Origin of the sequence: Flavobacterium sp. TSSA_36 (genome assembly GCF_051547165.1) — a bacterium.
GTDB lineage: Bacteria > Bacteroidota > Bacteroidia > Flavobacteriales > Flavobacteriaceae > Flavobacterium.
Genome location: NZ_JBPTTP010000002.1, coordinates 95,907 through 119,150, shown reverse-complemented (window position 1 = coordinate 119,150; position 23,244 = coordinate 95,907). Strand labels below are relative to the sequence as shown.

Below are 23,244 nucleotides of genomic sequence, written 5' to 3'. Positions count from 1 at the left end.
CCAAATAAATGAATAAAGTACAAGTACATTCTCTTTTCACTGAATTTGATATCGATTTATTTAAAGCTGGGAAGCATTTTCGTCTCTATGAAAAATTAGGCGCACATCCAATTGAAGTGGATGGCGTGAAAGGAGTATATTTTGCCGTTTGGGCACCCTCTGCGCAGTCAGTTTCTGTGGTTGGAGATTTTAATTATTGGATAGCAGGCAATCATGAGTTGTATGTGCGTTGGGATGCTTCGGGTATATGGGAAGGTTTTATTCCTAATATTACTAAAGGTATGACTTATAAATATAAAATTCAGTCATCCAACAACGGAATAGTTACTGAGAAAGCGGATCCTTTTGCTTTTTATTGTGAAAAACCGCCACACACCGCCTCTGTAATTTGGGATTTGGATTATAAATGGGATGATGACAAATGGATGAAGTCTCGAAAAGAGCACAACGCGCTAGATAAACCCTATTCTGTTTATGAAGTGCATTTGGGATCTTGGAAACGCCACGCTGATGACAATAGTTTCTTAAGTTATACCGAAATGGCCGAGGACCTTGTTGGGTATGTCAAAGAAACAGGATTTACACACGTTGAGTTCATGCCCGTAATGGAATATCCCTACGATCCTTCTTGGGGGTATCAGTTGGTTGGGTATTTTGCGCCAACTTCTCGTTTTGGCAACCCTCAAGAGTTTATGTATCTCGTAGATCGTTTGCACGATGCAGGAATTGGAGTAATTTTGGATTGGGTACCGTCTCATTTTCCAGATGATGCACACGGGCTAGGTTTTTTTGATGGCTCAAATCTATTCGAACATCCAGACCGCAGAAAAGGTTACCATCCTGATTGGAAAAGTTTGGTATTCAATTATGGTCGTAACGAGGTGCGCTCTTTCTTGATAAGCAATGCTTTGTTTTGGTTGCACCATTATCATGTAGACGGATTACGCGTTGATGCTGTTGCCTCAATGTTGTATTTAGATTATTCTAGAAACGATGGGGAATGGGAACCGAATATTTTTGGTGGACGCGAAAATCTCGATACAATAAGTTTCCTTAAAGATTTTAATGAAGCCGTTTATGCCAATTATGAAGGTGTACAAACCATAGCTGAGGAAAGCACCTCATTTCCTATGGTTTCTAGACCAACTTATGCTGGTGGATTAGGCTTTGGAATGAAATGGATGATGGGTTGGATGCACGATACCTTGCATTATTTTCAAAAAGAGACGGTTTATAGAAAATACCATCAAAATGAGTTGACTTTTTCTATGACGTATGCTTTCTCAGAGAATTTTATGTTGCCACTTTCTCACGACGAAGTGGTCTATGGAAAACATTCTATAGCAGGAAGAATGCCAGGCGATGAATGGCAAAAGTATGCAAATCTAAGGCTGTTATACGGGTATATGTTCACGCATCCAGGAACCAAGTTACTATTTATGGGCGCAGAATTCGGACAAAGTGGGGAGTGGAATTTCGAGCAAAGTTTGGATTGGCATTTGCTACAATATCCTTTTCATAAAGGGATTCAAACAGTAATTACCGAACTGAATGCACTCTACAAATCACAACCAGCTTTGTACGAAAAGCAATTTAGTCCAGAAGGATTCGAATGGATTAACTATTCCGACCACGAGAATGCAGTTATGACCTACATCCGAAAAGGAAATGACTCAAAGAATGATTTGATTGTGATTTGCAATTTCACACCAGTAGTTCGAGAAAATTATCGCATCGGAATTCCTAGAAAAGGCGAGTTAGTTGAACTATTCAACAGCGATGCCAAGTTATTTGGCGGTAGTGGCGTGCAACAAAACGGAAAGTTAAAAGTCGAAGCCACACCTTATGATGGTAGAGATTATTCTATTGCCCTAACGTTGCCTCCTTTGGCTATTTCCGTATTCAAAATGAAATAACATAACGTATTCAAAATAAAAACGTTTGTAAGACCTAGTATTTTACAGACGTTTTTTTTATTTGGGCGTGCCCTCCTCTAGCCAGAAAAAGGCTAGAGGAGGTCGTGCTGTACGTTCCCGCTTTTTTTTATTTTTCCGAAAAAAGAAAAATAAAAAAAGAGCTCCACTGCCATCACTCACGCAAGTGTCTTCGTGAGAACGTTATTGGATTTATAAAAATTTTGCTTTCAATTCAGGAGTAGGCATCCAGCAGTGTTCCTGTTGACCGTACCATTTGTACCTATTTTTCGCCACATAATCATAGATGAAATTTAAAAGGGAAGAAGGAAGGATTTTGAAAACAATAGCCAAACTGTAAATGCCTTCAAGTTCCTTTGCAATATCTAAAACCGCTTCCGATTTATACGAATACGAAACCCCAGGCGCATAAAAAACAAGACTGTCTATTTTGCGCGTGTCAACCCCAATATGTTTTTGTATGGCTATACCCATTTCACTTTGCAAAGCCACAAAACGGAACACATCTTTTTTATCGTGTTGTATAATGGTTTGTACGGCAGAATTACACAAATTGCAAATGCCATCAAATAGGATGATTTTTTTGTTTTCAGGAAGCGATAGCGAGTGTTGCATTTATTTATTGGTCTTAATTTAGGTTTTAGAATATGTTTAATTACCGCAAATTCGCAAATTTCATTTTTTTTATTAGCCTAATTCAATTGTTAATTAGATGAATTTTCAAATGTTTTATTACTTCCTGCAAGGTTTTCAAAACCTTGTAGGTATGCTTCTTGAATTCATACCTACAAGGTCAAAAAAAAGACCTTGTAGATAAATTAAGTGTTAGTAAAATTAATTCTTATACAATTAAAAATTTGCGAATTTGCGGTCATTTTTTTATTTCTTAACCGCTTCCACTAATTCTAATTCGTCTAAACTTACTTTTGAGGTAAAAATACCATAATTGACAGTAGCTTTATTTTTCTCAATACTATCAATCGTTCCCACCGCTTTTCCATCAGCCATCCGCACTCTATCGCCTAATTTTAGAATAGGTTTTGGTTTTTCAACAACGGGTTTCAGTTTCTTTTCTTTTTTGATTGTTCGAATTTCCTCGACCTTAACTTCAACCTCTTTGATAATCTCTTTTTTCTTTTCGGTGATGACTTTGGCTTCTTTGGCCGAAATCTTTTTACGCTTAGAATTTTCTATTTCAATAATTTTCAAAAACTCACCAATGAGTTCTTTTTTGTTTTTATTGTTGAAGTATTTCTCCGAAATATCCTCTATTTTTTGACCAATGTAAATCGTTTTTTGGTTGCTGTCATACAATTCCTGATAGCTTTCCAGTTTTTGCTTGATTTTTACATTGATGTTTTCCATTTTTTTGCTTTCCTCTCTGGCTTTCGATTCTTCTTCTTTTAATACTTGAGAGGTTTTTTCGAGTTTAGAACGTTCTTTTTGCAGCGTGGCAATGGTTTTGTCAAAACGTACTTTTCCGGTTTCGATTTTCTTCTTGGCACGATTGATTAAGCCAAACGGAATACCGTTTTTCTGAGCTACTTCAAAAGTAAAAGAACTACCCGCTTGACCCAAAACAAGTTTGTACAACGGCTCTAATGTTTTCTCGTCAAAAAGCATATTGGCATTTTGAGCACAAGGCAATTCATTAGCTAAAATCTTTAAATTGGAGTAGTGGGTTGTAATAATTCCAAAAGCTTCACGATGGTAAAATTCTTCCAAGAAGATTTCGGCAAGTGCGCCACCCAAATCTGGGTCAGAACCTGTTCCAAATTCATCAATCAAAAACATGGTTTTTCTATTGCACTTTTTTAGAAAATAATTCATGTTTTTTAAGCGATAACTGTACGTACTCAAATGATTTTCTATGGATTGATTGTCGCCAATATCCGTTAGAATTCGGTCAAACAAAAAGGTTTCACTGCGTTCGTGTACCGGAATCAACATACCCGATTGCAACATTAATTGCAATAAGCCAACGGTCTTTAAGGAAATGGTTTTTCCACCCGCATTAGGACCAGAAATAACGATGATTCGGTTATCTTGGTTGAGTTCTATAGTTTGCGGATGCGTAACTTCGTTCTTTTGTTTGTTGTTCAAATACAAAATAGGATGGTAAGCATCTCTTAGAAACAACCTTCTTTCTTCACTGATTTGAGGTAAAATAGCATTGATTTTGTTGGCATATTTGGCTTTCGCAGCAATAACATCAATATCACTCAAAAACTCTTGATATTCGATAAGCAAAGGCAAATAAGGACGAATAGCGTTTGATAATTGCTTTAAGATTCTGGTGATTTCTTCCTTTTCTTCATATTCTAGATTGCTCAATTCACGCGAATATCTCAAAGTAGCTTCTGGTTCGATGTAAGCAATACTGCCTGTTTTTGAGCTACCTAAAATGGTGCCTTTTACTTTTCTGCGGTACATCGCCAAAACAGCTAAAACTCTACGATTTTGAACAAAACTCTCTTTGATGTCATCCAAATAGCCCAAACCATTGTATTGTGATAAGGCAACGCCAAAACTTTGGTTTACTTTGCCGCGTACGGTATTCATGTTTCTTCGGATATCTAACAAATCAGGAGAAGCATTGTCTTTGATTTCTCCATATTTGTCTACCACTTCATCAATTTGAGTGATGATTGTTTTGGTAAATTCTACTTTATTGGCACGAGCATTTAAATTAGGATAATAATCTTCAAATTTTTTAAGAAATGCCAATAGAAAATTACTAGTACTAGAAAGCGTAGCGATTTTTCTGAAACTTCCTACTTCAAGAAAGCTATCTTCAATTCCAAGAAATTTGATTTCATGAGTAATGGCGTCAAATCCGTGATTGGGTATGGCATTGTTATTTTGAAAAGAAGAAACATACTCTGAAGTTTGCAACAAAGCTTCCATCAACGTTTCTTTCTCTCTAAAAGTCGTTATTTTTAATGCTTTCTCTTTACCAATATCAGTATTGCAAATATCCGATAGGGTTTCGAGTACAGTGGGGAATTGTAAATCTTGTAATGTTTTTTCGGTGATAGCAATCATTTAATTTTGTATTGTGAAAAGGACAAAGTTACAAACTTGTTAAGTTGTATTAATCTAAAACAATTAATATTTATATTTGTTACGAATCGAATTCGTAATAGATTGTAACAAAAATGAAAAAAGAGGAAATTATAAATGCTTTAAAAGGCGATAAACAATATCTAGCAGAGAATTTTGGAGTAGCATCAATTGCTTTATTCGGCTCTTATGCTAAGGGACTTGAAAACAAGGACAGCGATATTGATTTTATAGTTGAATTTTCTGTACCTTCTTACAGTTTATTGATGGGATTGTATACTTATTTGGAAGATAAATTGCAATCTAAAATTGAAATCATAAGAAAGGGGCCTCATTTGTCTGAACGATTCATAAATAGTATACAAAATGATTTGATTTATGTTTAATGAAGTGTATCAGTATTCTTTAGAAACTATTTTAGAGCATATTAAAGTTTGTAATAAGAGATTTTCAGAAATAAAAGAACCTTCAGATTTTATTACGACCGAATATGGTCAGATTTTGTTAGATTCCATAGTCACTAGGCTTCAAGCGGTGGGTGAAAATTTGAAGAATATATTAAGAAAACATACTGTTTTAGAGGAAAAGTATCCCGAAATTGAATGGAATAAAATAATTAGATTCAGAGATTTTATTTCGCATCATTATGAAATGTTAGATTATGAAATTGTTTTTGAAATAGGTAAAAATCATTTACCAAAACTTCAAACAGTTATTGAAGAAGAATTAAAAAGATGTAGTAATGTATGAAAAGCTTAACCCTGCTTGGGAAACCTTTATATCCGAAGAGCTTGAAAAAGACTATTTTTTAAATTTGATCCAACAGGTTGATGAAGAGTATCAAAACTACAGCTGTTTTCCTCCAAAAGACTTGATTTTTTCAGCTTTTAATCATTGTGATTTAAAAGAGGTAAAAGTAGTCATCATTGGTCAAGACCCTTATCATGGAGAAGGGGAAGCCAATGGTTTGAGTTTCTCTGTAAATGATGGAGTTAAAATTCCACCTTCTTTACGTAATATCTACAGAGAGCTAACGGATGATTTGGGTGCTATTTTTATGCCCACTTCGGGAAATTTAGAAGCGTGGGCCAAGCAAGGGGTTTTGCTATTGAATGCTACCTTGAGTGTTCGAAAAGACAGTCCCAATAGCCACAAACATTTAGCTTGGAGTCGATTTACTGATGCTGTTATCGAAAAATTAGCTTCTGAAAGACAGCAACTTGTTTTTTTACTTTGGGGGAGTTTTGCACAAAAGAAAGGCAATAAAATCAACAGAAGCCAACATTTGGTTTTAGAATCTGGTCATCCTTCGCCCATGAGCGCCAATCAAGGAAAATGGTTTGGGAATAGACATTTTTCACAAACCAATGCTTATTTGACCTCGAAGAGTTTACAACCTATTGATTGGTTGTAATTATTTTTTGATAATATCTCTTAAAACTGCTTTGTCTGAGTAATTGATTACTTCAACAGTGATTTCTTGATTTTTAGCTGTTTTTCCGTAAATAGTATATAGCTTTCCTTTTTCAAGGGGAAGGTTGCTTTTGTCAAAATCTACATCGCCGAATTTTAGGGTGTTTTTAATATCTGCGGTGTCGACCCATTTTTCGTTTAGAATTTGAGAAGCTTTGTCAGAGTAAACAAAAGGCTTATTTCTTAAATCATTCAACACACGGGCGTTTGGAAAATAGTTACATCGGGTGTCTTTGCCAGAAAAGATTGCAGCTACTACAAATAATCCCATCAATAAACCAATCAAATAATAAGCGAAACGATATGTAAATTTCATGAAGTATTTTTTTTGCAAAGGTAACTGAAACTTGGTTTAAAAAACAAGTAAATTAATATCGTTATCCTGTATGTCAAACCAATCACCAATTGCTTTGTTGGTGAGTATACCATGGTAAAGATATACTCCATTTTTAAGCCCTTTGTTACAACGTATGGCACTTTCTAAACCCCCATCCTCTGCGATTTGAAGTAAATAAGGCGTAATGATATTGCTAATGGAAAGTGACGCTGTTTTAGAATATCGAGAGGGAATATTAGGAACACAATAATGCAAAACATTACTTTTGATAAAGGTAGGTTTTTCGTGAGTGGTAACTTCGGAGGTTTCAAAACAGCCTCCAGTATCAATACTTACGTCAACGATAACCGCCCCTTTTTTCATGTATTCTACCATAGTTTCGGTCACTACGATGGGGCATCGTTCTTTGCCTCTCATGGCACCAATAGCGACGTCACATCTTCTCAATGCTTTTAATAATGCTTTGGGTTGTATCGTTGAAGTAAAAATGCGTTGATTCAAATGATTTTGTAAGCGTCTTAATTTGGTAATAGAATTATCGAATACTTTTACGTTGGCACCAAGCCCAATTGCTGTTTTGGCTGCAAATTCTCCCACTGTTCCAGCACCAAGAATCACAACTTCTGTTGGTGGAACTCCTGTGATGTTACCAAATAATAGTCCTTTTCCAAACTCGGTAGTAATCATTAGTTCTGAAGCGATGAGTATTGAGGCGGTTCCAGCAATTTCGCTCAAGGATTTTACGGCAGGGTAAGAGCCGTCTTCATCCTTAATGTACTCAAAAGCTAAAGCGGTGATTTTTTTTCTTGCTAAAGCTTCAAAATAACTTCGTTGCCTTGTTTTAATTTGAATAGCAGAAATTACAATCGACTTTGAGTGTAATAATTCTATTTCAGCTAATGTTGGTGGCTCAACTTTTAAAATGATGGGGCAACCAAAAACTTTTGCTGTATCTATAGTGATTTCAGCTCCAGCATCACTATATTCTTTGTCGCTATAGCTAGAGCTTTCACCTGCTCCCGACTCAATCATCACGCGATGCCCCTGAAAAGTTAAGGAATTTACCGCGTCAGGAGTTAGGCAAATTCTTTTTTCTTGAAAACTAGTTTCTTTGGGAATCCCAATAAAAAGCTCACTTTTAGGTCGGGTAACTTCCAGTTTTTCTTCTTGAGGTAGTAACTGTTGTTTGGTAAAAGGGCTAATTGACATAATATTTTTGAATTTGAGTACAATTTACAAAAAAGTATTTAATACTATTTATGGTTTGTTTTACTGTGAATAAAAAGAAGATTTTTTAATGCTATCTAAAATAAAATTCAAATATAGCAACGCTAGAGTTAATTTGAATTAGAAAAAGATGTGAAAAAATAGGGTACTTATAAAAGCATGCATTTAGGGTTTTTGGTCTATTTTGATAAAGGTGATAAGTTTACAGTACTACTAATTCCATTTTAATATCTGCCCTTTCATACACACTTGATTCTAGTGGAATTTCTTTAAAACCAAAGGATTCATAAAGATGTATTGCGGGTTTTAATTTTCTGTTGGAATACAGAATTATTTTGTGAACGGCATTTTTTTTGGCTTCAGAAAGACAATGTCCTAACAATTGGCGTCCAATACCTAGACCTTGTGCCTTTTCGGTAATGGCCATTTTAGATAATTCAAAAGTAACGGCATCGACCTTGAGTAATGAAACTGTACCGACTATGCTTTCTTTGTATTTTGCGTAAAAAATTTCACCTCCTTTATTGATGATTTCCTCGACAGGATGTTCTAATACCTGTTCATCCCTTGGCTCAACTTTGAAATATTTGTGAAGCCATTCTAAATTTAAGAGTTTGATTGCTTCTTTATTTTCTATTGAAAAAGGAATGATTTCGACTTTTGGTTTTTGATTGATCATAGCAAAGCGGTATTAATTTAGACTAAAGTCAGTTTTCGTATTCCATTTTCTAGCACTTGTATTGTAATAATTGAATGGTTTTCAGGAATCAAATTTGTGATTTTTTCAGCCCATTCTATGAAACACCAATTGCCAGAATACAAGTATTCGTCAATTCCCATGTCAAGTGCTTCGATTTCAGATTTTAATCGATAACAATCAAAGTGATAAATGTATTGATTGTTAGTGGTATAGTATTCATTAACTAAAGAAAAGGTTGGACTACTTGTTGGCTCGTTTACTCCCAAATTCTCACATATTTTTTTGATTAATGTAGTTTTTCCTACTCCCATTTCTCCATTGAATAAGAGAATTTTATTGGGATTTTGTTCAAGTAGTACTTTAGCTACTTGGTCCAATTGATCAATTGAAAAAGTGATGGTCATTGTTGTGTTATTTTCGGTTTATTACTTTTCGGTTTTCAGCTTTCTGAAAAAACTATTTCGGATTAAATACTAAAAAGGGTATTATCATTTCTTCTAATGAAATGCCACCATGTTGATACGTGTTTTTATAGTAACTTACGTAATGATTGTAATTGTTAACGTAAGCCAAAAATAAATCGTTTTTTGCAAAAATATACGAACTTGTCATATTTATGGTAGGCAATCCTATTTCTTTTGGGGCTTTTACAGCATACACATCTTTTTGTTCATAAGTCAAACTTCTTCCTGTTTTGTATCTTAAATTCAAACTCGTGTTTTTATCGCCTACTACTTTAGAGGGATTTTTGACATTAATTGTGCCATGATCGGTTGTTAAAATCAATTTGAAACCTAATTTTTGGGCTTGTTGAATGATTTCTAGTAAAGGGGAATTTTTGAACCAACTTAAAGTTAAAGAGCGATAGGCTTTGTCATCGGCTGCCAATTCTTTGACAACATCCATTTCAGTTTTGGCATGAGAAAGCATGTCTACGAAGTTGTAAACAATAGTCACCAAGTCATTTTTTTTTAGTGTTTTAAAATTTTCAACTAATTTTTTTCCTCCAGCCAAATTGGTAATTTTGAAATAATCCTCTTTTATATTGAGTCCTAGTCGTTTTAATTGAGCGGTTAGAAACTCGGCTTCATATAGGTTTTTCCCACCTTCTTCGGGATCGTTTTTCCAATATTGCGGAAATTTCGTTTCCATTTCTAGTGGTGTCAATCCTGAAAAAATAGCATTTCTAGCGTATTGTGTCGCAGTGGGAAGTATCGAGTAGTAGGGTACTTCTTTTTCAAGCTTATAATAATTGGCTACTACATTTTCAAAAGCTTTCCATTGATCGTATCTTAGATTGTCAATCACTACAAAAAGTACGGGTTTGTCTTTTTTTATAATTTCGGGAACTACTAATTCTTTGAATAATGTATGGGATTGTACAGGTTTTGCGTTTTTTTCGGATTTCCCTTTGGAGTCGTTTTTCGTTGCAAACCAATCTTCATAATTGCGTTCTATGAATTTGCCAAATTGCGAATTGGCTTCTACTTTTTGAGATTCTAAAATCTCAATCATGCTTTGGTCATCGATATTTTCTAATTCTAATTCCCAAAAAAGTAGTTTTTTGTAGAGTTCAATCCAATCTTCGTGAGTGTTGACCATCGCCATTTCTAAAGTAATTTTTCGAAACTCTTTTTGATAATCTAAAGTGGTTTTTTGAGAAATTAATCTAGAATGGTCTAAGTTCTTTTTTAAACTAAGTAGTATTTGATTTGGGTTTACGGGTTTGATCAAATAATCAGCGATTTTTGATCCAATGGCTTCTTCCATGATATATTCCTCTTCACTTTTGGTGATCATAATCATGGGGATGGCTGATTTTTTCTCTTTCATTTCTGAAAGGGTTTCTAATCCGCTCATGCCGGGCATATTCTCATCTAAAAAAACAATGTCAAAGTTTTTTTCTTCAAAAATACCAATAGCGTCCAAACCATTATTACAAGTAGTAACCTGATAGTTTTTTTTCTCTAAAAAAAGTATGTGTGGTTTGAGTAAATCTATTTCATCATCTACCCATAAAATTTGTATTGCATCCATAAATTTAGCGTTGGCTTAGTAGTTTAAAACTTTTAGCCAAATTAAATAATTAAATTCGGCTAAAAACAGTATCATTGATTTTTTAGAATTTATTTGTGTTTATTTTATTTTAATAGGATTAGAAAGTATGTAAAGCGATTATTTTTTTGAAAAAAACAAGACAAAAGCACAAACCATCTAAATTACTTATATTTGTTCTCTTTTTAAAAAATTTAGAAGTGAGTCAAATCAATAAACTAAAGATATTCAATGATCCTATTTATGGGTTCATTACCATTCCCAATGCACTTATTTACGATTTAATTCAGCATCCTTATTTTCAAAGATTGCGTAGAATTTCACAAATGGGGCTATCTTATTTAGTGTATCCTGGGGCAAATCATACCCGGTTTCATCATGCCTTAGGTTGTATGCACATTATGCAAAAAGCAGTAGATGCGCTTCGATTCAAAGGGATTGTCATTTCAAATGAGGAAGAAAACGCATTGTATATCGCAATTTTGTTGCATGATATCGGTCATGGTCCTTTTTCCCATGCCATGGAAAGTAGTATAGTTGAAGACGTACATCACGAAGCTATTTCTTTGTTATTCATGCAACAATTAAATCAGGAGTTTGAGGGGAAATTGGGTCTGGCTATTCAAGTTTTTAAAGGGGATTATCATCGAAAGTTCATGTTGCAATTGATTTCTAGTCAATTAGATATGGATCGAATGGATTATCTAAAGCGCGATAGTTTTTATTCAGGAGTCTCCGAAGGGAATGTTAATTCCGAACGCATTATTCAGATGATGAATGTGGTTGATGACGTGTTGGTAATCGAAGAAAAAGGGATTTATTCGGTAGAAAAGTTTTTAATGTCTCGTAGATTGATGTATTGGCAAGTGTATCTTCACAAAACGAGCTTGGTTGCTGAGTCAATTTTGACCAAAATATTAAAAAGAGCCAAAGAGTTGACTTTAAAAGGGGAGCAATTAGGAGCTAGTAGTCCCCTGACTTTTTTTATGGAAAACAAAATTACGCTAGCCACTTTTGAACCTGCAATTTTGGATTTGTTTTCAAAATTGGATGATTTTGATATCATAAGTGCTCTCAAATCATGGCAAAATCATCCTGATTTTATCTTGTCATCCTTGAGTAAAATGATAATTAATCGTGATTTGTTGAAGATAAAATTGAGCGGAGATAAAGTGTCTAATGAAATAGTAATGCAATTAAAAGAGCAATTTAGTCAAGAAAATGGAATTACATTACTAGAGGCGGATTATTTTGTTTTTAGAGGGAAAATTAAAAATCAAGCGTACAGTAAAGTAGCGGAACCCATACGGATACTAATGAAAGACAAAACAATAGAGGATATTGTGGATGCCTCGGATCAATTAAATTTTAAAGCAGCTTCAAAGTTTGTGATTAAGCACTATCTGTGTTTTCCGAAACAACTTTTATAAATTTGAATTTATAAAACCTATTTTTTATACTTTTGTCGCAATGAAAAGAACCCAAAATATATTTTTAAGTGTAAGCAGGACGTTCTATGGAGAGTTCCATCTTATTCCTATGAAAAATACAATCTAATAAGATGAAATTTACAGCAGAACAAATAGCCGGTATTTTAGAAGGAGAAGTGGTTGGAGATTCCAATGCTTTAGTTTCTAGACTATCAAAAATCGAAGAAGGTACGGAGGGGTCATTGACTTTTTTATCCAATCCAAAATATTCAAATTATATCTATACAACGCAAGCGAGTATCACTATTGTAAATGAAAGTTTTGAACCAGAACTCCCAATAGCTACTACTTTAATCAAAGTAAAAGATGCGTATGCTTCATTTACCAAACTCTTGGAGTTTTATAATGAAGTAAAAAATAATAAAACAGGAATTGAACAACCTTCGGTTATAGCTGAAAGTGCCAAATATGGTGAGAATTTATACTTAGGAAGTTTTAGTTATGTGGGGCAAAATGTTACTATCGGAGATAATGTTAAGATTTATCCCAATAGTTTTATCGGTGACAATGTTGTGATTGGCAATAATGTTACTATTTTTGCCGGCGTTAATATTTATTCCGAAACCGTAATTGGCAACAATTGTGTGGTGCATTCAGGAGTGGTTTTAGGATCAGACGGGTTTGGTTTTGCGCCAAAACCAGATGGCACTTTTGATAAAATTCCACAAATAGGAAATGTTATTTTAGAAGATGATGTAGAAATAGGAGCCAATACTACCATTGATAGAGCAACTTTAGGGTCTACACTCATCAAGCGCGGTGTAAAATTGGATAATCAAATTCAAATAGCACATAATGTTGAAATTGGTGAAAACACGGTCATTGCTGCTCAAACTGGAATTGCGGGCTCATCAAAAATAGGAAAAAACGGAATGTTAGGAGGGCAAGTTGGCATCTCCGGGCACATCACTTTAGGAGATAATGTTCGAATTCAAGCTCAATCCGGCGTTACTCGCAATATTAAAGATGATGAGGTATTGCAAGGTAGTCCAACTTTTGGATATAATGAGTTTAATAAATCGTATGTTTATTTTAAAAAGTTACCGCAGTTGGTAGCAGAAATTGAGGAATTAAAAAAAATAATAAATCAAAAAAATGGAAATAATGGTTAAACAGAAAACCATCAAAACAGAAATTTCATTAACCGGTGTTGGATTGCATACAGGCAAAGAAGTAACAATGACTTTTAAGCCAGCTCCAGTTAACAATGGTTTTACATTTATTAGAATTGATCTAGAAGGTCAGCCTATAATTGAAGCTGATGCTAATTATGTGGTGAACACTCAAAGAGGAACTAATCTTGAAAAATTAGGTGTTAAAATACAAACTCCTGAGCATGTTTTAGCGGCTTTAGAAGGGTGCGATTTAGATAACGTCATTATAGAATTAAATGCATCCGAATTGCCTATCATGGACGGTTCCTCAAAGTTTTTTGTTGAGGCAATTGAAAAAGCAGGCATCGAAGAGCAAAATGCGAAACGCAATGTATATGTAGTTAAGGAAATTATTTCATTTACAGATGAAGCGACGGGTAGTGAAATACTAGTCATGCCTAATGATCATTATTGTGTAACTACTATGGTTGATTTTGGTACCAAAATCTTAGGGACTCAAAATGCAACAATGAAAAGTATTTCTGAATTTAAAACAGAAATTAGCGAATCTAGAACGTTTAGTTTTTTACATGAATTAGAATCACTTTTGGATAACGGATTGATAAAAGGAGGTGATTTAAATAATGCTATTGTCTATGTGGATAAAGAGATTTCTGCTACAACAATGGAGAATTTAAAAATAGCGTTTGGAAAAGAGACTATATCGGTTACTCCCAATGGTATTTTAGATAACTTAACCTTACATTATCCAAACGAAGCAGCAAGACATAAATTGTTGGACGTAGTGGGTGATTTAGCTTTAATTGGTACCAAAATTCAAGGAAAAGTCATTGCGAATAAGCCAGGACATTACGTAAATACCCAATTTGCTAAGAAAATGGCTAAGCTGATTAAAATCGAGCAACGCAATTATGTGCCAGTTTATGATTTGAATCAAGAACCTTTGATGGATATTCATAAAATCATGTCAGTTTTACCTCATAGACCTCCTTTCTTGTTAATTGATCGTATTATCGAAATGACAGACGTTCACGTGGTTGGTATGAAAAATGTAACCATGAATGAAAATTTCTTCGTTGGCCATTTTCCCGATGCTCCAGTAATGCCTGGTGTTTTAATAGTGGAGGCAATGGCACAAACGGGAGGAATTTTGGTATTGAGTACAGTTCCTGATCCTGAGAATTATTTGACTTTCTTTATGAAAATTGATAAAGTGAAGTTTAAACATAAAGTACTACCGGGTGATACATTAATCTTTAAATGTGATTTAATAACACCGATACGAAGAGGAATTTGTCATATGCAAGCCAATGCTTATGCTAATGGTAGATTAGTGGCTGAAGCAGAATTGATGGCGCAAATTGCCCGTAAACAATAATTTTTTGTTGAATTGATTCGTCCTTTTTTGGGATAATTAATTAGACAGGTTAACGATTAAACAGAAAAAATGAATCAACCTTTAGCATATGTACATCCTGGTGCAAAAATTGCCAAAAATGTAGTAATTGAGCCTTTTACAACTATTCATAATAATGTTGTGATTGGCGATGGAACCTGGATTGGTTCTAATGTGACCATTATGGAAGGGGCTCGAATTGGAAAAAATTGTAATATTTTTCCAGGAGCCGTAATTTCTGCAGTGCCTCAGGATTTGAAATTTGGCGGTGAAGATTCTCTTGCAATAATTGGCGATAACTGTACTATTCGTGAATGCGTAACCATCAATAGAGGCACTATTGCTTCTGGACAGACTACTTTAGGAAATAATTGTTTAGTAATGGCAACCGCACATATTGCTCACGATTGTCATATTGGTGATAATGCAATTATTGTAAATGGCGTAGCTTTAGCAGGGCACGTTGTTGTAGGAAAGTATGCAGTAATTGGAGGTTTAGCAGCGGTGCATCAATTTATTCACATCGGAGATCATGCAATGGTTTCAGGAGGATCGTTAGTTAGAAAAGATGTGCCTCCCTTTACCAAAGCGGCCAAAGAACCTTTGTCTTATGTAGGAATCAATTCCGTAGGGTTAAGGAGAAGAGGTTTTACCACCGAAAAAATAAAAGAAATTCAAGATATTTATAGAATTCTGTATCAAAAAAATTATAATACCACTCAAGCTTTAGGGATTATTGAAGCCGAAATGGAGGCAACCCCTGAACGAGATGAAATTATAGATTTTATTCGTAACTCTTCAAGAGGAGTTATGAAAGGATATTCAGGAAATTATTAAAAAAGGCATCGTTTTTTTGATTTATAAATACGAATCAAGTAGCAGACGAGGCAACACAAAACAACATTCAATACAATTTAAATATTATAAAAATGGCATCTACTTCAGATATTAAAAACGGACTTTGTATCAAACACAATCACGATATTTATAAAATCATCGAATTTCTTCACGTTAAACCAGGTAAAGGCCCTGCTTTTGTGAGAACAAAACTAAAATCAGTGACTAATGGAAAAGTATTGGATAACACTTTTTCAGCAGGACATAAGATAGATGTAGTTCGTGTGGAAACACATACCTTCCAGTTTTTATACCCTGAAGGAAATGATTTTCATTTCATGAATGCTGAAACTTTTGAACAAATTACTCTAAATAGAGACGTTTTAGATGCTCCTGATTTATTGAAAGAAGGAGAAAATGTGATGATCCAAATTAACACGGAAACAGATTTACCGCTTTCAGTAGATATGGCACCTTCTGTTGTTTTGGAAGTTACATATACAGAACCAGGTTTAAAAGGAAACACGGCAACTAATGCTACAAAACCAGCAACGGTAGAAACAGGGGCTTCCATCAATGTTCCTTTGTTTATTAATGAAGGTGATAAAATTAAAATCGATACCGCTACAAGTTCTTATATGGAACGTGTAAAAGAGTAGATTTATTTATTTTTAGTCACATCATTGTTTTTATCTTACTGTGACTGAAAAACAAAGAGAACCCTAACTATGAAGTTTCATAAAGAATATTCCTTAGCATTTATTGCTGAACTAATTAATTGCCCGTTTGTTGGGGATCCTAATTTTCCTGTTTTAGGATTAAATGAGATTCACGTTGTAACACCCGGAGATATTGTATTTGTGGATCATCCCAAATATTATGATAAAGCGCTTCAATCTGCGGCAACAGTAGTGCTAATTAACAAAGAAGTACCCTGTCCTGAAGGGAAGGCACTTTTAGTTTCAGAGGATCCTTTTCGAGATTTTAATGTATTAACCCAATACTTTAAGCCATTTGTGCCTTCAGGTTCAGCAATCAGCGCAACTTCAAAAATTGGAGTCAATACTATTATTCAGCCCAACGTTTTTATAGGGAATAATGTGGTTGTTGGAGATAACTGCTTGATTCATTCGAATGTTGCTATTTATGATCATACGGTTATTGGGGATAATGTAATCATTCATGCAGGAACTGTCTTAGGAGCGGATGCTTTTTATTATAAAAAAAGAGCCACAGGTTTTGATCAATTAATTTCAGGAGGCCGAGTAGTAATTGAAGATAATGTAGGTATTGGTGCTCTGTGTACAATAGATAAGGGAGTAACTGGGGATACTACTATTGGTGAAGGAACAAAAATTGATAATCAAGTTCATGTTGGACATGATACCGTTATTGGAAAACGATGTTTAATTGCTTCTCAAACTGGCATTGCAGGTTGTGTGATTATTGAAGACGAAGTGACTTTATGGGGGCAAGTTGGAACCACAAGCGGCATAACGATTGGTACTAAAGCTGTGGTAATGGGGCAAACGGGAGTCACTAAATCTGTTGTTGGAGGTAAAACCTATTTTGGAACGCCTATTCAAGAATCTAGAGAGCAGTTGAAGCAACTAGCGAATATCAAAAAAATTCCTGAAATTTTAAGTAAATTAAAGTGAATATGACTGCAAAAGAATTTGTGCAAGCATTTTATAAATCTGACGCTTTGATTGATCAGTCAGTTTTGAAAGATTTTATACACCCTGAAATTATTTTGGATTGGGATTCTTCAGAAGGATCAATTCAAATGAACTATGAGGGTTTGTTACAGTATGTAAAACAGCTTCAAAATGCCTACATCCGATCAAAAATCAGAATAAGTCATATTATGGAAGAAAACGACTTGATTTCGGTACGTTATGCTCATTTTGTTAAGACCGTTGAAAATCCTAGAGAAGAAATAGTAGTAGCTCAATTTATGGTAATTTGGCAAATCAAAGAGGGGAAACTTTATAGAGGACATCAAATGAGTCAAATTTCCAAATAATTTGTTAATAATTACCTTTGATTTAATCTCAGAAATCTTACTTTTGCAACACATTTTTTTAAAATAACTACATAAAAAATATATCATGAGTGTTTTAGTTAATAAAGATTCTAAAATTATCGTTCAAGGATTTACTGGAAGCGAAGGTACCTTTCATGCTTCTCAAATGATTGAATATGGGACTAACGTGGTGGGTGGTGTAACTCCAGGAAAAGGAGGGTCTACGCACTTAGATTTGCCTGTTTTTAATACCGTAAAAGATGCTGTAGATCAAGCAGGAGCGGATACTACGATCATTTTTGTACCACCAGCCTTTGCTGCCGATGCAATTATGGAAGCAGCTGATGCGGGTATCAAAGTAATTATTGCTATTACTGAAGGTATTCCAGTGGCTGATATGATTAAAGCAAATGCTTACGTAAAAGAAAGAAATGCCAGATTAATTGGGCCAAACTGTCCAGGTGTGATTACGCCAGGTGAAGCAAAAGTTGGCATTATGCCAGGTTTTGTGTTCAAAAAAGGAACTGTTGGAATCGTTTCTAAATCTGGAACGTTGACTTATGAAGCCGCTGATCAAGTAGTAAAACAAGGTTTAGGAATTACCACAGCTATTGGAATTGGTGGAGATCCAATTATTGGAACTACAACCAAAGAAGCAGTTGAGTTATTGATGAATGATCCAGAAACGGAATGTATCGTTATGATTGGTGAAATTGGTGGTCAATTAGAAGCAGACGCGGCTAAATGGATCAAAGCTGATGGAAATCGCAAACCTGTTGTTGGTTTCATAGCAGGAGTTACAGCTCCAGCGGGACGTACTATGGGGCATGCAGGTGCTATTGTAGGTGGGTCTGATGATACAGCTGAAGCAAAAAAGCAAATTATGAGAGATAACGGAATTCATGTTGTGGATTCTCCTGCTGAAATTGGAAAGAAAGTAAAAGAAGTTTTAGGATAATTTCTAAAGCCTAAGTATAAATCTCAAAACGCCTCACGATTTTGTGAGGCTTTTTGTTTAAATTTAAAGTCATGAATAAAGAGTTAGAAAAGTTTTCAGTAACGAATAGTTTCTTGTTTTCTCCAGAAGATAGTTTGGAACAAGTTTGTAATGCAACTGAAGGTTGTGGAGTGTTTTTGGTATTTGATTTGACTTCAGATAGAGAGTTAATTATGGTAGGTTCTTCAGGAACGGTTCAAAATGATGGTTCTTTGAAAATAAAAAAAGGAGGCTTAACAGAAAAAATTGTCGAAGGACATCAATTTGCTAAAACAGGAAGAAAATATTCTTGGCCAGCCCAAATGAAATTAGAAGGTATTACATCACTCGAAGTAGTTTGGTACGAAACTTTTAATGAGCAAATAAAAGCTATTCCTACAGCTGTTGAAGGGCAAATTTTGCAAAATTTTTTAGAGGCAAATGGCAAATTGCCTAGATGGAATGTAGCTTTTTAATTTTAAAAGAGATTAAATAGAGCATGCATCTTTTTAAAAAAATCTCATAGTAAAAAGCTATGAGATTTTTTTTTGGATGATGTTCAAGTATTGTTAGGACTGTTTTGCAATAAATTTCTAAAAGTGTAGTTTTAAATGGTAACTATTTAATGGTATATAGCTTGAAAAATGTGCTAATTTTGTGATACCAAAAAAATAAAATTATGAAAAAATATCTATTTTTTATCACGATTCTGAGTTTATTTATTATTAGTGCTTGCGCTACTAATCCAATGACAGGGAAGAAAACATTGAACCTCGTATCTAATAGTGAGTTGTTTCCTTCTTCATTCCAACAATATGGTCAATTTCTTAAAGAAAACAAAGTGATTCAAGGTACAACGGATGCCAAGCGAGTTGAAAATATTGGAATAAAAATTAAAGAAGCAGCCGAAAAATATTTAACCTCAATGGGACAAAACCAATATTTGAAAGACTATCGGTGGGAGTATAAATTAGTTGAAAGCAAAGACTTGAACGCTTGGTGTTTACCGGGTGGTAAAATTGTGGTTTATACTGGAATTTTACCCGTGACCAAAGATGATGCGGGATTAGCTACCGTTATGGCACATGAAGTATCACATGCCTTAGCTAATCATGGTGCACAAAGAATGAGTGCTGCTCAATTGCAAGGATATGGTGCCGTTGGCTTAGCGGTGCTAACAGGAGGTCAATCTGCTGATCAACAACAGTTATGGCAACAACTGTATGGAGTAGGCTCACAAGTGGGGGTAATGTTGCCTTTTAGTAGAGGGCATGAAAGTGAAGCAGATAAAATAGGCTTGACTTTGATGGCTATTGCGGGCTATAATCCACAGGAAGCGATCTCTTTTTGGAAACGCATGGCAGCACAATCAGGAGGAAAATCGCAACCTGAATTTATGAGTACGCATCCTTCCGATGCCACTCGTGTCGCTAATTTGCAAAATTTAGTACCACAGGCCAAAGCGATAGCTGCAAAATTTGGCCAAACCTATTAGCCAGAAGTTATAGATTGATTTTAAAGCCAAGCTCAGACTTGGCTTTTTTTTTGCTATTATTTAAAGTGTTTTTATTTTTTCAATTCAAGAAAAAAGATACATTTACACCACTAAAAAATGAATTTACAATTTATGGCAAACTTACCTAAAGGCAATAAAAAACTATTAAATGCTTGGGCTTTTTATGATTGGGCCAATTCGGTATATACTTTAACCATCGCTTCTGCTGTTTTTCCAATTTTTTATGAGGCTTTGTTTGCAGACAAGAGTCATTATATCGACGTTTTTGGAATGCACTTAAAAAACTCAGCTTTGATAAGTTTTATAACTGCTTTGGCTTTTTTGGCGGTGGCTTTAATCTCACCCTTGTTATCAGGAATTGCAGATTATGTGGGGAATAAAAAAAGCTTTATGAAGTTTTTTTGTTACCTAGGAGCTTTGTCTTGTATGGGATTGTATTGGTTTAATTTAGATGCCATTTATAGTGGGTTGTTGTTCTATTTTCTGGGATTATTGGGATATTGGGGGAGTTTAGTTTTTTATAATTCCTACCTTCCTGATATTGCTTTTACCGAACAGCAAGATGCAATAAGTGCTAAGGGATATTCATTGGGATATATTGGGAGTGTGATTTTATTGATTATCAATTTGGCTATGATTATGAAGCCAAAATTATTCGGAATCTCAGGTACTGATGGTGAAGCTGCCATGAAGGCCATGCGTTATTCGTTTGTGATGGTAGGAGTTTGGTGGATTCTATTCAGTCAATATACTTACTATTTTCTGCCAAAAGGAAATAAAAAAACAGATGAGCCTATCCATAAAGATATTATTTTCAATGGATTTAAAGAATTAAAAAAAGTTTGGCTTATTCTGAGTGATAATCTACCGTTGAAACATTATTTATATGGTTTTTTTGTTTCAAGTATGGCGGTTCAAACGGTGATGCTAGTAGCTACTTATTTTGGAGCCCAAGAAATCGAATGGAAAACAAAGGAAGATAGTACTACGGGATTGATTATTTGTATTCTATTGATTCAATTAGTTGCAGTTTTAGGAGCTTATTTGACTTCTAAAGCCTCAGAGAAATTTGGTAATATCAAGACATTAATTGTAATTAACACAATTTGGATTCTACTTTGTGTTGGCGCTTTTATAATTACTTCTCCTAACCAATTCTATATTATGGCTGCTTTTGTAGGTTTAGTAATGGGAGGAATTCAGGCCTTATCACGTTCTACTTATTCTAAATTTTTGCCAGAAACTACCGATACTGCTTCCTTTTTTAGTTTTTATGATGTGGCTGAAAAAGTGGGTATTGTCATCGGTATGTGTGTGTATGGTATAATTGACCAAGTAACTGGAAGTCCGAGATTTGCCATTGTTTTCTTGGCTTTATTCTTTTTCATAGCGGTTCTTTTGTTAAAACGAGTTCCAACAAAAAAAGCGTCTTAAATGAAGACGCTTTGCTAATTGATTAAATTTTATTTAGATATTAGTTGATTAAAAACCAAACTTTCCTCACTTCATTTATATTTATAAATACTATGATCTTAATTGTTGATGTAGAAAACATAAAGTAAATTTTTATGTCTTAAGTTTTTTTACCTCAGTTGTCTTTTTTGTTGTTTTTTTCTTTTTAAAGAAGTCACTCAAAGCTTTTTCTTCGGCTAATGTCAAAGAACTTAATCCTCCAATAGTATCAAATTCTAAATCTAATTTTTTAGTTTTCATAATCATTTATCTTCAAAATATTTTTTGATTAGTTTTAGCGCAGCGTTTGTTTCAATTATCATTATTCTACCACCAAAATGAAAAGCACCTAATGTTTTTTCATAATGCTCAACTAACTGTGATTTTGAGAGAAAAGAGACATTTCCGTCATGCCCTCTTTGAAATGATAATTTACAAGCAAATGCGACTAAATTTCCAGCGACACCAGCATAAACTTTTGTTTGTCCCTTGTTAAAGGGAGCACTTTCAACAAGATGCATATAAACATGATCTGATTTAACCTCTAAGCTAATTAGCCCTTGAATAATTTTTGAATTTCCAGAAATGGTTAGTTTATAAATATCTCTAATTGGATTTTCATATTCTTCGTTCCAGTTAAAAAACCATCCATTTTTCTTTGTTATGTATTTTAAGTCAGAATTTTGTAGTATAGAAATTTCAGTTTGAAAACTGTCACCAGTAATTATATTTTCAATAGAGTTGGTTAGTTTATCAATTATAAAATCTAAACCTATTTCTTTCTCTTTATCCATTCAGCTAATTTAATCAATATTATCCAATACTAAAATGAAAAGATGCTTTTACATTTTTAGATGTATGTAATAAATTATTGGCTACTAACCATTCCCTAAATAATTAACCTTTAGAAATTTCACCAGAACCTACCACTTTGGTGTCTTTTTTGGCAGGGTTTCCGTAATATACAATATCTCCTGAACCTGATACTCTTGCATATAAGCTTTCGGAACAACTAACTTTCGTATCACCAGAACCTGAAATGCTAACGCTAACTGTTTTTGATTTTAAGTCGGAAGCATTAATATCACCCGAACCTGAAATGCTGCTAATAAAATCGTCGGCATTACCTGTTAAAACAATATCTCCAGAACCACTCAAACTCATATTGAACTTTTGAGCTTCTACAGCCAATTTTAAATCACCTGAACCCGAAAGTTTTGCGTCAAATGCCTCCGTTTTAATTACATCTTTACTGATGATGTCTCCTGACCCGCTCAATACTAGAGCATTAATTGATTCAAAAGGAATCGTGATGTGTACTGATTTTCCTTGGGATAATTTAAAATTGTATCCTTTTTCGGTGCCAATTTTTAAGACATTGTCTACGACTTCCACATCAATATACTCCAAAATATTTTGTTCTCCTTTGATAATGATGTCGCCTTCTTTTCCTGAGACCAAATCTACATCAAAAAAGCCTGAAACTTTTATTCCGTCATAGCTTGAAGTAGTTCTGGTTTCTGTAATTACATTCCCGTTCCCTTTAATTTGTTTACCCATATTCCATTGTCCGTAAGACAAAAAAGTGCTAAATGAGAGTAATAATCCCCCTGCAATCGATAGATTTTTCATAAGTATTGTTTTTGT

Annotated in this window: 25 protein-coding genes; 15 read left to right on the top strand and 10 right to left on the bottom strand. The window is 34.3% G+C overall.

What is annotated here, in order from left to right:
- Nucleotides 1-8 precede the first annotated feature (8 nt).
- Nucleotides 9-1,916 carry a 1,4-alpha-glucan branching protein GlgB gene (gene glgB / locus ACSVH7_RS04725; RefSeq protein WP_438065541.1) on the top strand — a complete coding sequence of 636 codons (1,908 nt, stop codon included), beginning with the start codon at nucleotides 9-11 and terminating at the stop codon, nucleotides 1,914-1,916.
- 210 nt (nucleotides 1,917-2,126) lie between these two features.
- Here glgB and ACSVH7_RS04720 read toward each other — a convergent pair whose 3' ends face one another.
- Together ACSVH7_RS04720 and ACSVH7_RS04715 are read right to left on the bottom strand one after the other, a co-directional pair.
- Nucleotides 2,127-2,549 (bottom strand): thiol-disulfide oxidoreductase DCC family protein, encoded by a 423-nt coding sequence (locus ACSVH7_RS04720; protein ID WP_438065540.1) that lies wholly within the window; start codon nucleotides 2,547-2,549, stop codon nucleotides 2,127-2,129.
- A gap of 264 nt (nucleotides 2,550-2,813) precedes the next feature.
- Entirely contained in the window at nucleotides 2,814-4,979 is a 2,166-nt protein-coding gene (locus ACSVH7_RS04715; RefSeq protein WP_438065539.1) for an endonuclease MutS2, read from the bottom strand.
- 113 nt (nucleotides 4,980-5,092) lie between these two features.
- Between ACSVH7_RS04715 and ACSVH7_RS04710 the strand changes: the two genes are divergently transcribed.
- Genes ACSVH7_RS04710 through ung form a run of 3 tightly spaced genes read left to right on the top strand, consistent with a single transcriptional unit; the run spans nucleotide 5,093 to nucleotide 6,411 of the window.
- Nucleotides 5,093-5,383 carry a nucleotidyltransferase family protein gene (locus ACSVH7_RS04710; protein WP_438065538.1) on the top strand — a complete coding sequence of 97 codons (291 nt, stop codon included), beginning with the start codon at nucleotides 5,093-5,095 and terminating at the stop codon, nucleotides 5,381-5,383.
- Complete coding sequence (locus ACSVH7_RS04705) at nucleotides 5,376-5,747, top strand: HepT-like ribonuclease domain-containing protein (RefSeq protein WP_438065537.1); 372 nt, start codon at nucleotides 5,376-5,378, stop codon at nucleotides 5,745-5,747. The genes ACSVH7_RS04710 and ACSVH7_RS04705 overlap by 8 nt, the downstream gene beginning before the upstream one ends.
- Complete coding sequence (ung, locus tag ACSVH7_RS04700) at nucleotides 5,740-6,411, top strand: uracil-DNA glycosylase (RefSeq protein WP_438065536.1); 672 nt, start codon at nucleotides 5,740-5,742, stop codon at nucleotides 6,409-6,411. The genes ACSVH7_RS04705 and ung overlap by 8 nt, the downstream gene beginning before the upstream one ends.
- Here the strand turns inward: ung and ACSVH7_RS04695 are convergent, their stop codons facing one another.
- The 5 genes from ACSVH7_RS04695 to ACSVH7_RS04675 all read right to left on the bottom strand — a co-directional run bounded on the left by ACSVH7_RS04695 (nucleotide 6,412) and on the right by ACSVH7_RS04675 (nucleotide 10,771).
- Nucleotides 6,412-6,786, bottom strand: a complete 375-nt coding sequence (locus ACSVH7_RS04695; protein WP_438065535.1) for a DUF4258 domain-containing protein — start codon at nucleotides 6,784-6,786, stop codon at nucleotides 6,412-6,414.
- A gap of 36 nt (nucleotides 6,787-6,822) precedes the next feature.
- Complete coding sequence (locus ACSVH7_RS04690; protein WP_438065534.1) at nucleotides 6,823-8,016, bottom strand: alanine dehydrogenase; 1,194 nt, start codon at nucleotides 8,014-8,016, stop codon at nucleotides 6,823-6,825.
- Nucleotides 8,017-8,236: 220 nt separating this feature from the next.
- On the bottom strand, nucleotides 8,237-8,713 hold the full coding sequence (locus ACSVH7_RS04685; protein WP_438065533.1) for a GNAT family N-acetyltransferase: 477 nt from the start codon (nucleotides 8,711-8,713) through the stop codon (nucleotides 8,237-8,239).
- 17 nt (nucleotides 8,714-8,730) lie between these two features.
- Nucleotides 8,731-9,138 carry a tRNA (adenosine(37)-N6)-threonylcarbamoyltransferase complex ATPase subunit type 1 TsaE gene (gene tsaE, locus ACSVH7_RS04680; protein WP_438065532.1) on the bottom strand — a complete coding sequence of 136 codons (408 nt, stop codon included), beginning with the start codon at nucleotides 9,136-9,138 and terminating at the stop codon, nucleotides 8,731-8,733.
- 52 nt (nucleotides 9,139-9,190) lie between these two features.
- Entirely contained in the window at nucleotides 9,191-10,771 is a 1,581-nt protein-coding gene (locus tag ACSVH7_RS04675; RefSeq protein WP_438065531.1) for a response regulator, read from the bottom strand.
- Nucleotides 10,772-10,989: 218 nt separating this feature from the next.
- Between ACSVH7_RS04675 and ACSVH7_RS04670 the strand changes: the two genes are divergently transcribed.
- From ACSVH7_RS04670 to ACSVH7_RS04620, 11 genes are all read left to right on the top strand, one after another.
- The gene (locus ACSVH7_RS04670) at nucleotides 10,990-12,219 is read left to right on the top strand and encodes an HD domain-containing protein (protein WP_438065530.1); all 1,230 of its coding nucleotides are present in this window, start codon (nucleotides 10,990-10,992) and stop codon (nucleotides 12,217-12,219) included.
- Nucleotides 12,220-12,350: 131 nt separating this feature from the next.
- On the top strand, nucleotides 12,351-13,391 hold the full coding sequence (gene lpxD, locus ACSVH7_RS04665; protein ID WP_438065529.1) for a UDP-3-O-(3-hydroxymyristoyl)glucosamine N-acyltransferase: 1,041 nt from the start codon (nucleotides 12,351-12,353) through the stop codon (nucleotides 13,389-13,391).
- Nucleotides 13,384-14,772 carry a bifunctional UDP-3-O-[3-hydroxymyristoyl] N-acetylglucosamine deacetylase/3-hydroxyacyl-ACP dehydratase gene (locus ACSVH7_RS04660; protein ID WP_438065528.1) on the top strand — a complete coding sequence of 463 codons (1,389 nt, stop codon included), beginning with the start codon at nucleotides 13,384-13,386 and terminating at the stop codon, nucleotides 14,770-14,772. The genes lpxD and ACSVH7_RS04660 overlap by 8 nt, the downstream gene beginning before the upstream one ends.
- A gap of 69 nt (nucleotides 14,773-14,841) precedes the next feature.
- Nucleotides 14,842-15,627 (top strand): acyl-ACP--UDP-N-acetylglucosamine O-acyltransferase, encoded by a 786-nt coding sequence (gene lpxA / locus ACSVH7_RS04655; RefSeq protein ID WP_438065527.1) that lies wholly within the window; start codon nucleotides 14,842-14,844, stop codon nucleotides 15,625-15,627.
- A 92-nt stretch (nucleotides 15,628-15,719) separates the two neighbouring features.
- Entirely contained in the window at nucleotides 15,720-16,286 is a 567-nt protein-coding gene (gene efp, locus ACSVH7_RS04650) for an elongation factor P (protein ID WP_438065526.1), read from the top strand.
- 69 nt (nucleotides 16,287-16,355) lie between these two features.
- Nucleotides 16,356-17,285, top strand: coding sequence for a UDP-3-O-(3-hydroxymyristoyl)glucosamine N-acyltransferase (locus ACSVH7_RS04645; RefSeq protein WP_438065525.1), 930 nt, complete (start codon nucleotides 16,356-16,358; stop codon nucleotides 17,283-17,285).
- A gap of 2 nt (nucleotides 17,286-17,287) precedes the next feature.
- Nucleotides 17,288-17,653, top strand: coding sequence for a nuclear transport factor 2 family protein (locus tag ACSVH7_RS04640; RefSeq protein ID WP_438065524.1), 366 nt, complete (start codon nucleotides 17,288-17,290; stop codon nucleotides 17,651-17,653).
- An 85-nt stretch (nucleotides 17,654-17,738) separates the two neighbouring features.
- Nucleotides 17,739-18,611 (top strand): succinate--CoA ligase subunit alpha, encoded by an 873-nt coding sequence (gene sucD / locus ACSVH7_RS04635; protein WP_438065523.1) that lies wholly within the window; start codon nucleotides 17,739-17,741, stop codon nucleotides 18,609-18,611.
- Between the two features lie 71 nt (nucleotides 18,612-18,682).
- Nucleotides 18,683-19,105: a hypothetical protein gene (locus ACSVH7_RS04630; RefSeq protein WP_438065522.1), complete on the top strand. Its 423-nt coding sequence runs from the start codon at nucleotides 18,683-18,685 to the stop codon at nucleotides 19,103-19,105.
- A 203-nt stretch (nucleotides 19,106-19,308) separates the two neighbouring features.
- Nucleotides 19,309-20,124, top strand: coding sequence for a M48 family metallopeptidase (locus ACSVH7_RS04625; protein ID WP_438065521.1), 816 nt, complete (start codon nucleotides 19,309-19,311; stop codon nucleotides 20,122-20,124).
- Nucleotides 20,125-20,256: 132 nt separating this feature from the next.
- Nucleotides 20,257-21,579 carry an MFS transporter gene (locus tag ACSVH7_RS04620; protein ID WP_438065928.1) on the top strand — a complete coding sequence of 441 codons (1,323 nt, stop codon included), beginning with the start codon at nucleotides 20,257-20,259 and terminating at the stop codon, nucleotides 21,577-21,579.
- 132 nt (nucleotides 21,580-21,711) lie between these two features.
- Here ACSVH7_RS04620 and ACSVH7_RS04615 read toward each other — a convergent pair whose 3' ends face one another.
- From ACSVH7_RS04615 to ACSVH7_RS04605, 3 genes are all read right to left on the bottom strand, one after another.
- Nucleotides 21,712-21,858: a hypothetical protein gene (locus ACSVH7_RS04615; RefSeq protein WP_438065520.1), complete on the bottom strand. Its 147-nt coding sequence runs from the start codon at nucleotides 21,856-21,858 to the stop codon at nucleotides 21,712-21,714.
- 2 nt (nucleotides 21,859-21,860) lie between these two features.
- A complete protein-coding gene (locus ACSVH7_RS04610; protein WP_438065519.1) occupies nucleotides 21,861-22,391 on the bottom strand; it encodes a hypothetical protein in 531 nt (176 codons plus the stop codon).
- A gap of 103 nt (nucleotides 22,392-22,494) precedes the next feature.
- Nucleotides 22,495-23,229 carry a head GIN domain-containing protein gene (locus ACSVH7_RS04605; protein WP_438065518.1) on the bottom strand — a complete coding sequence of 245 codons (735 nt, stop codon included), beginning with the start codon at nucleotides 23,227-23,229 and terminating at the stop codon, nucleotides 22,495-22,497.
- Nucleotides 23,230-23,244 lie beyond the last annotated feature (15 nt).

Excerpts from the sequence above, each read along its gene's own strand:
- glgB (WP_438065541.1), top strand. The coding sequence starts at position 9 with ATGAATAAAGTACAAGTACATTCTCTTTTCACTGAATTTGATATCGAT.
- ACSVH7_RS04720 (WP_438065540.1), bottom strand. The coding sequence starts at position 2,549 with ATGCAACACTCGCTATCGCTTCCTGAAAACAAAAAAATCATCCTATTT.
- ACSVH7_RS04715 (WP_438065539.1), bottom strand. The coding sequence starts at position 4,979 with ATGATTGCTATCACCGAAAAAACATTACAAGATTTACAATTCCCCACT.
- ACSVH7_RS04710 (WP_438065538.1), top strand. The coding sequence starts at position 5,093 with ATGAAAAAAGAGGAAATTATAAATGCTTTAAAAGGCGATAAACAATAT.
- ACSVH7_RS04705 (WP_438065537.1), top strand. The coding sequence starts at position 5,376 with ATGTTTAATGAAGTGTATCAGTATTCTTTAGAAACTATTTTAGAGCAT.
- ung (WP_438065536.1), top strand. The coding sequence starts at position 5,740 with ATGTATGAAAAGCTTAACCCTGCTTGGGAAACCTTTATATCCGAAGAG.
- ACSVH7_RS04695 (WP_438065535.1), bottom strand. The coding sequence starts at position 6,786 with ATGAAATTTACATATCGTTTCGCTTATTATTTGATTGGTTTATTGATG.
- ACSVH7_RS04690 (WP_438065534.1), bottom strand. The coding sequence starts at position 8,016 with ATGTCAATTAGCCCTTTTACCAAACAACAGTTACTACCTCAAGAAGAA.
- ACSVH7_RS04685 (WP_438065533.1), bottom strand. The coding sequence starts at position 8,713 with ATGATCAATCAAAAACCAAAAGTCGAAATCATTCCTTTTTCAATAGAA.
- tsaE (WP_438065532.1), bottom strand. The coding sequence starts at position 9,138 with ATGACCATCACTTTTTCAATTGATCAATTGGACCAAGTAGCTAAAGTA.
- ACSVH7_RS04675 (WP_438065531.1), bottom strand. The coding sequence starts at position 10,771 with ATGGATGCAATACAAATTTTATGGGTAGATGATGAAATAGATTTACTC.
- lpxD (WP_438065529.1), top strand. The coding sequence starts at position 12,351 with ATGAAATTTACAGCAGAACAAATAGCCGGTATTTTAGAAGGAGAAGTG.
- ACSVH7_RS04660 (WP_438065528.1), top strand. The coding sequence starts at position 13,384 with ATGGTTAAACAGAAAACCATCAAAACAGAAATTTCATTAACCGGTGTT.
- lpxA (WP_438065527.1), top strand. The coding sequence starts at position 14,842 with ATGAATCAACCTTTAGCATATGTACATCCTGGTGCAAAAATTGCCAAA.
- efp (WP_438065526.1), top strand. The coding sequence starts at position 15,720 with ATGGCATCTACTTCAGATATTAAAAACGGACTTTGTATCAAACACAAT.
- ACSVH7_RS04645 (WP_438065525.1), top strand. The coding sequence starts at position 16,356 with ATGAAGTTTCATAAAGAATATTCCTTAGCATTTATTGCTGAACTAATT.
- ACSVH7_RS04640 (WP_438065524.1), top strand. The coding sequence starts at position 17,288 with ATGACTGCAAAAGAATTTGTGCAAGCATTTTATAAATCTGACGCTTTG.
- sucD (WP_438065523.1), top strand. The coding sequence starts at position 17,739 with ATGAGTGTTTTAGTTAATAAAGATTCTAAAATTATCGTTCAAGGATTT.
- ACSVH7_RS04630 (WP_438065522.1), top strand. The coding sequence starts at position 18,683 with ATGAATAAAGAGTTAGAAAAGTTTTCAGTAACGAATAGTTTCTTGTTT.
- ACSVH7_RS04625 (WP_438065521.1), top strand. The coding sequence starts at position 19,309 with ATGAAAAAATATCTATTTTTTATCACGATTCTGAGTTTATTTATTATT.
- ACSVH7_RS04620 (WP_438065928.1), top strand. The coding sequence starts at position 20,257 with ATGGCAAACTTACCTAAAGGCAATAAAAAACTATTAAATGCTTGGGCT.
- ACSVH7_RS04615 (WP_438065520.1), bottom strand. The coding sequence starts at position 21,858 with ATGAAAACTAAAAAATTAGATTTAGAATTTGATACTATTGGAGGATTA.
- ACSVH7_RS04610 (WP_438065519.1), bottom strand. The coding sequence starts at position 22,391 with ATGGATAAAGAGAAAGAAATAGGTTTAGATTTTATAATTGATAAACTA.
- ACSVH7_RS04605 (WP_438065518.1), bottom strand. The coding sequence starts at position 23,229 with ATGAAAAATCTATCGATTGCAGGGGGATTATTACTCTCATTTAGCACT.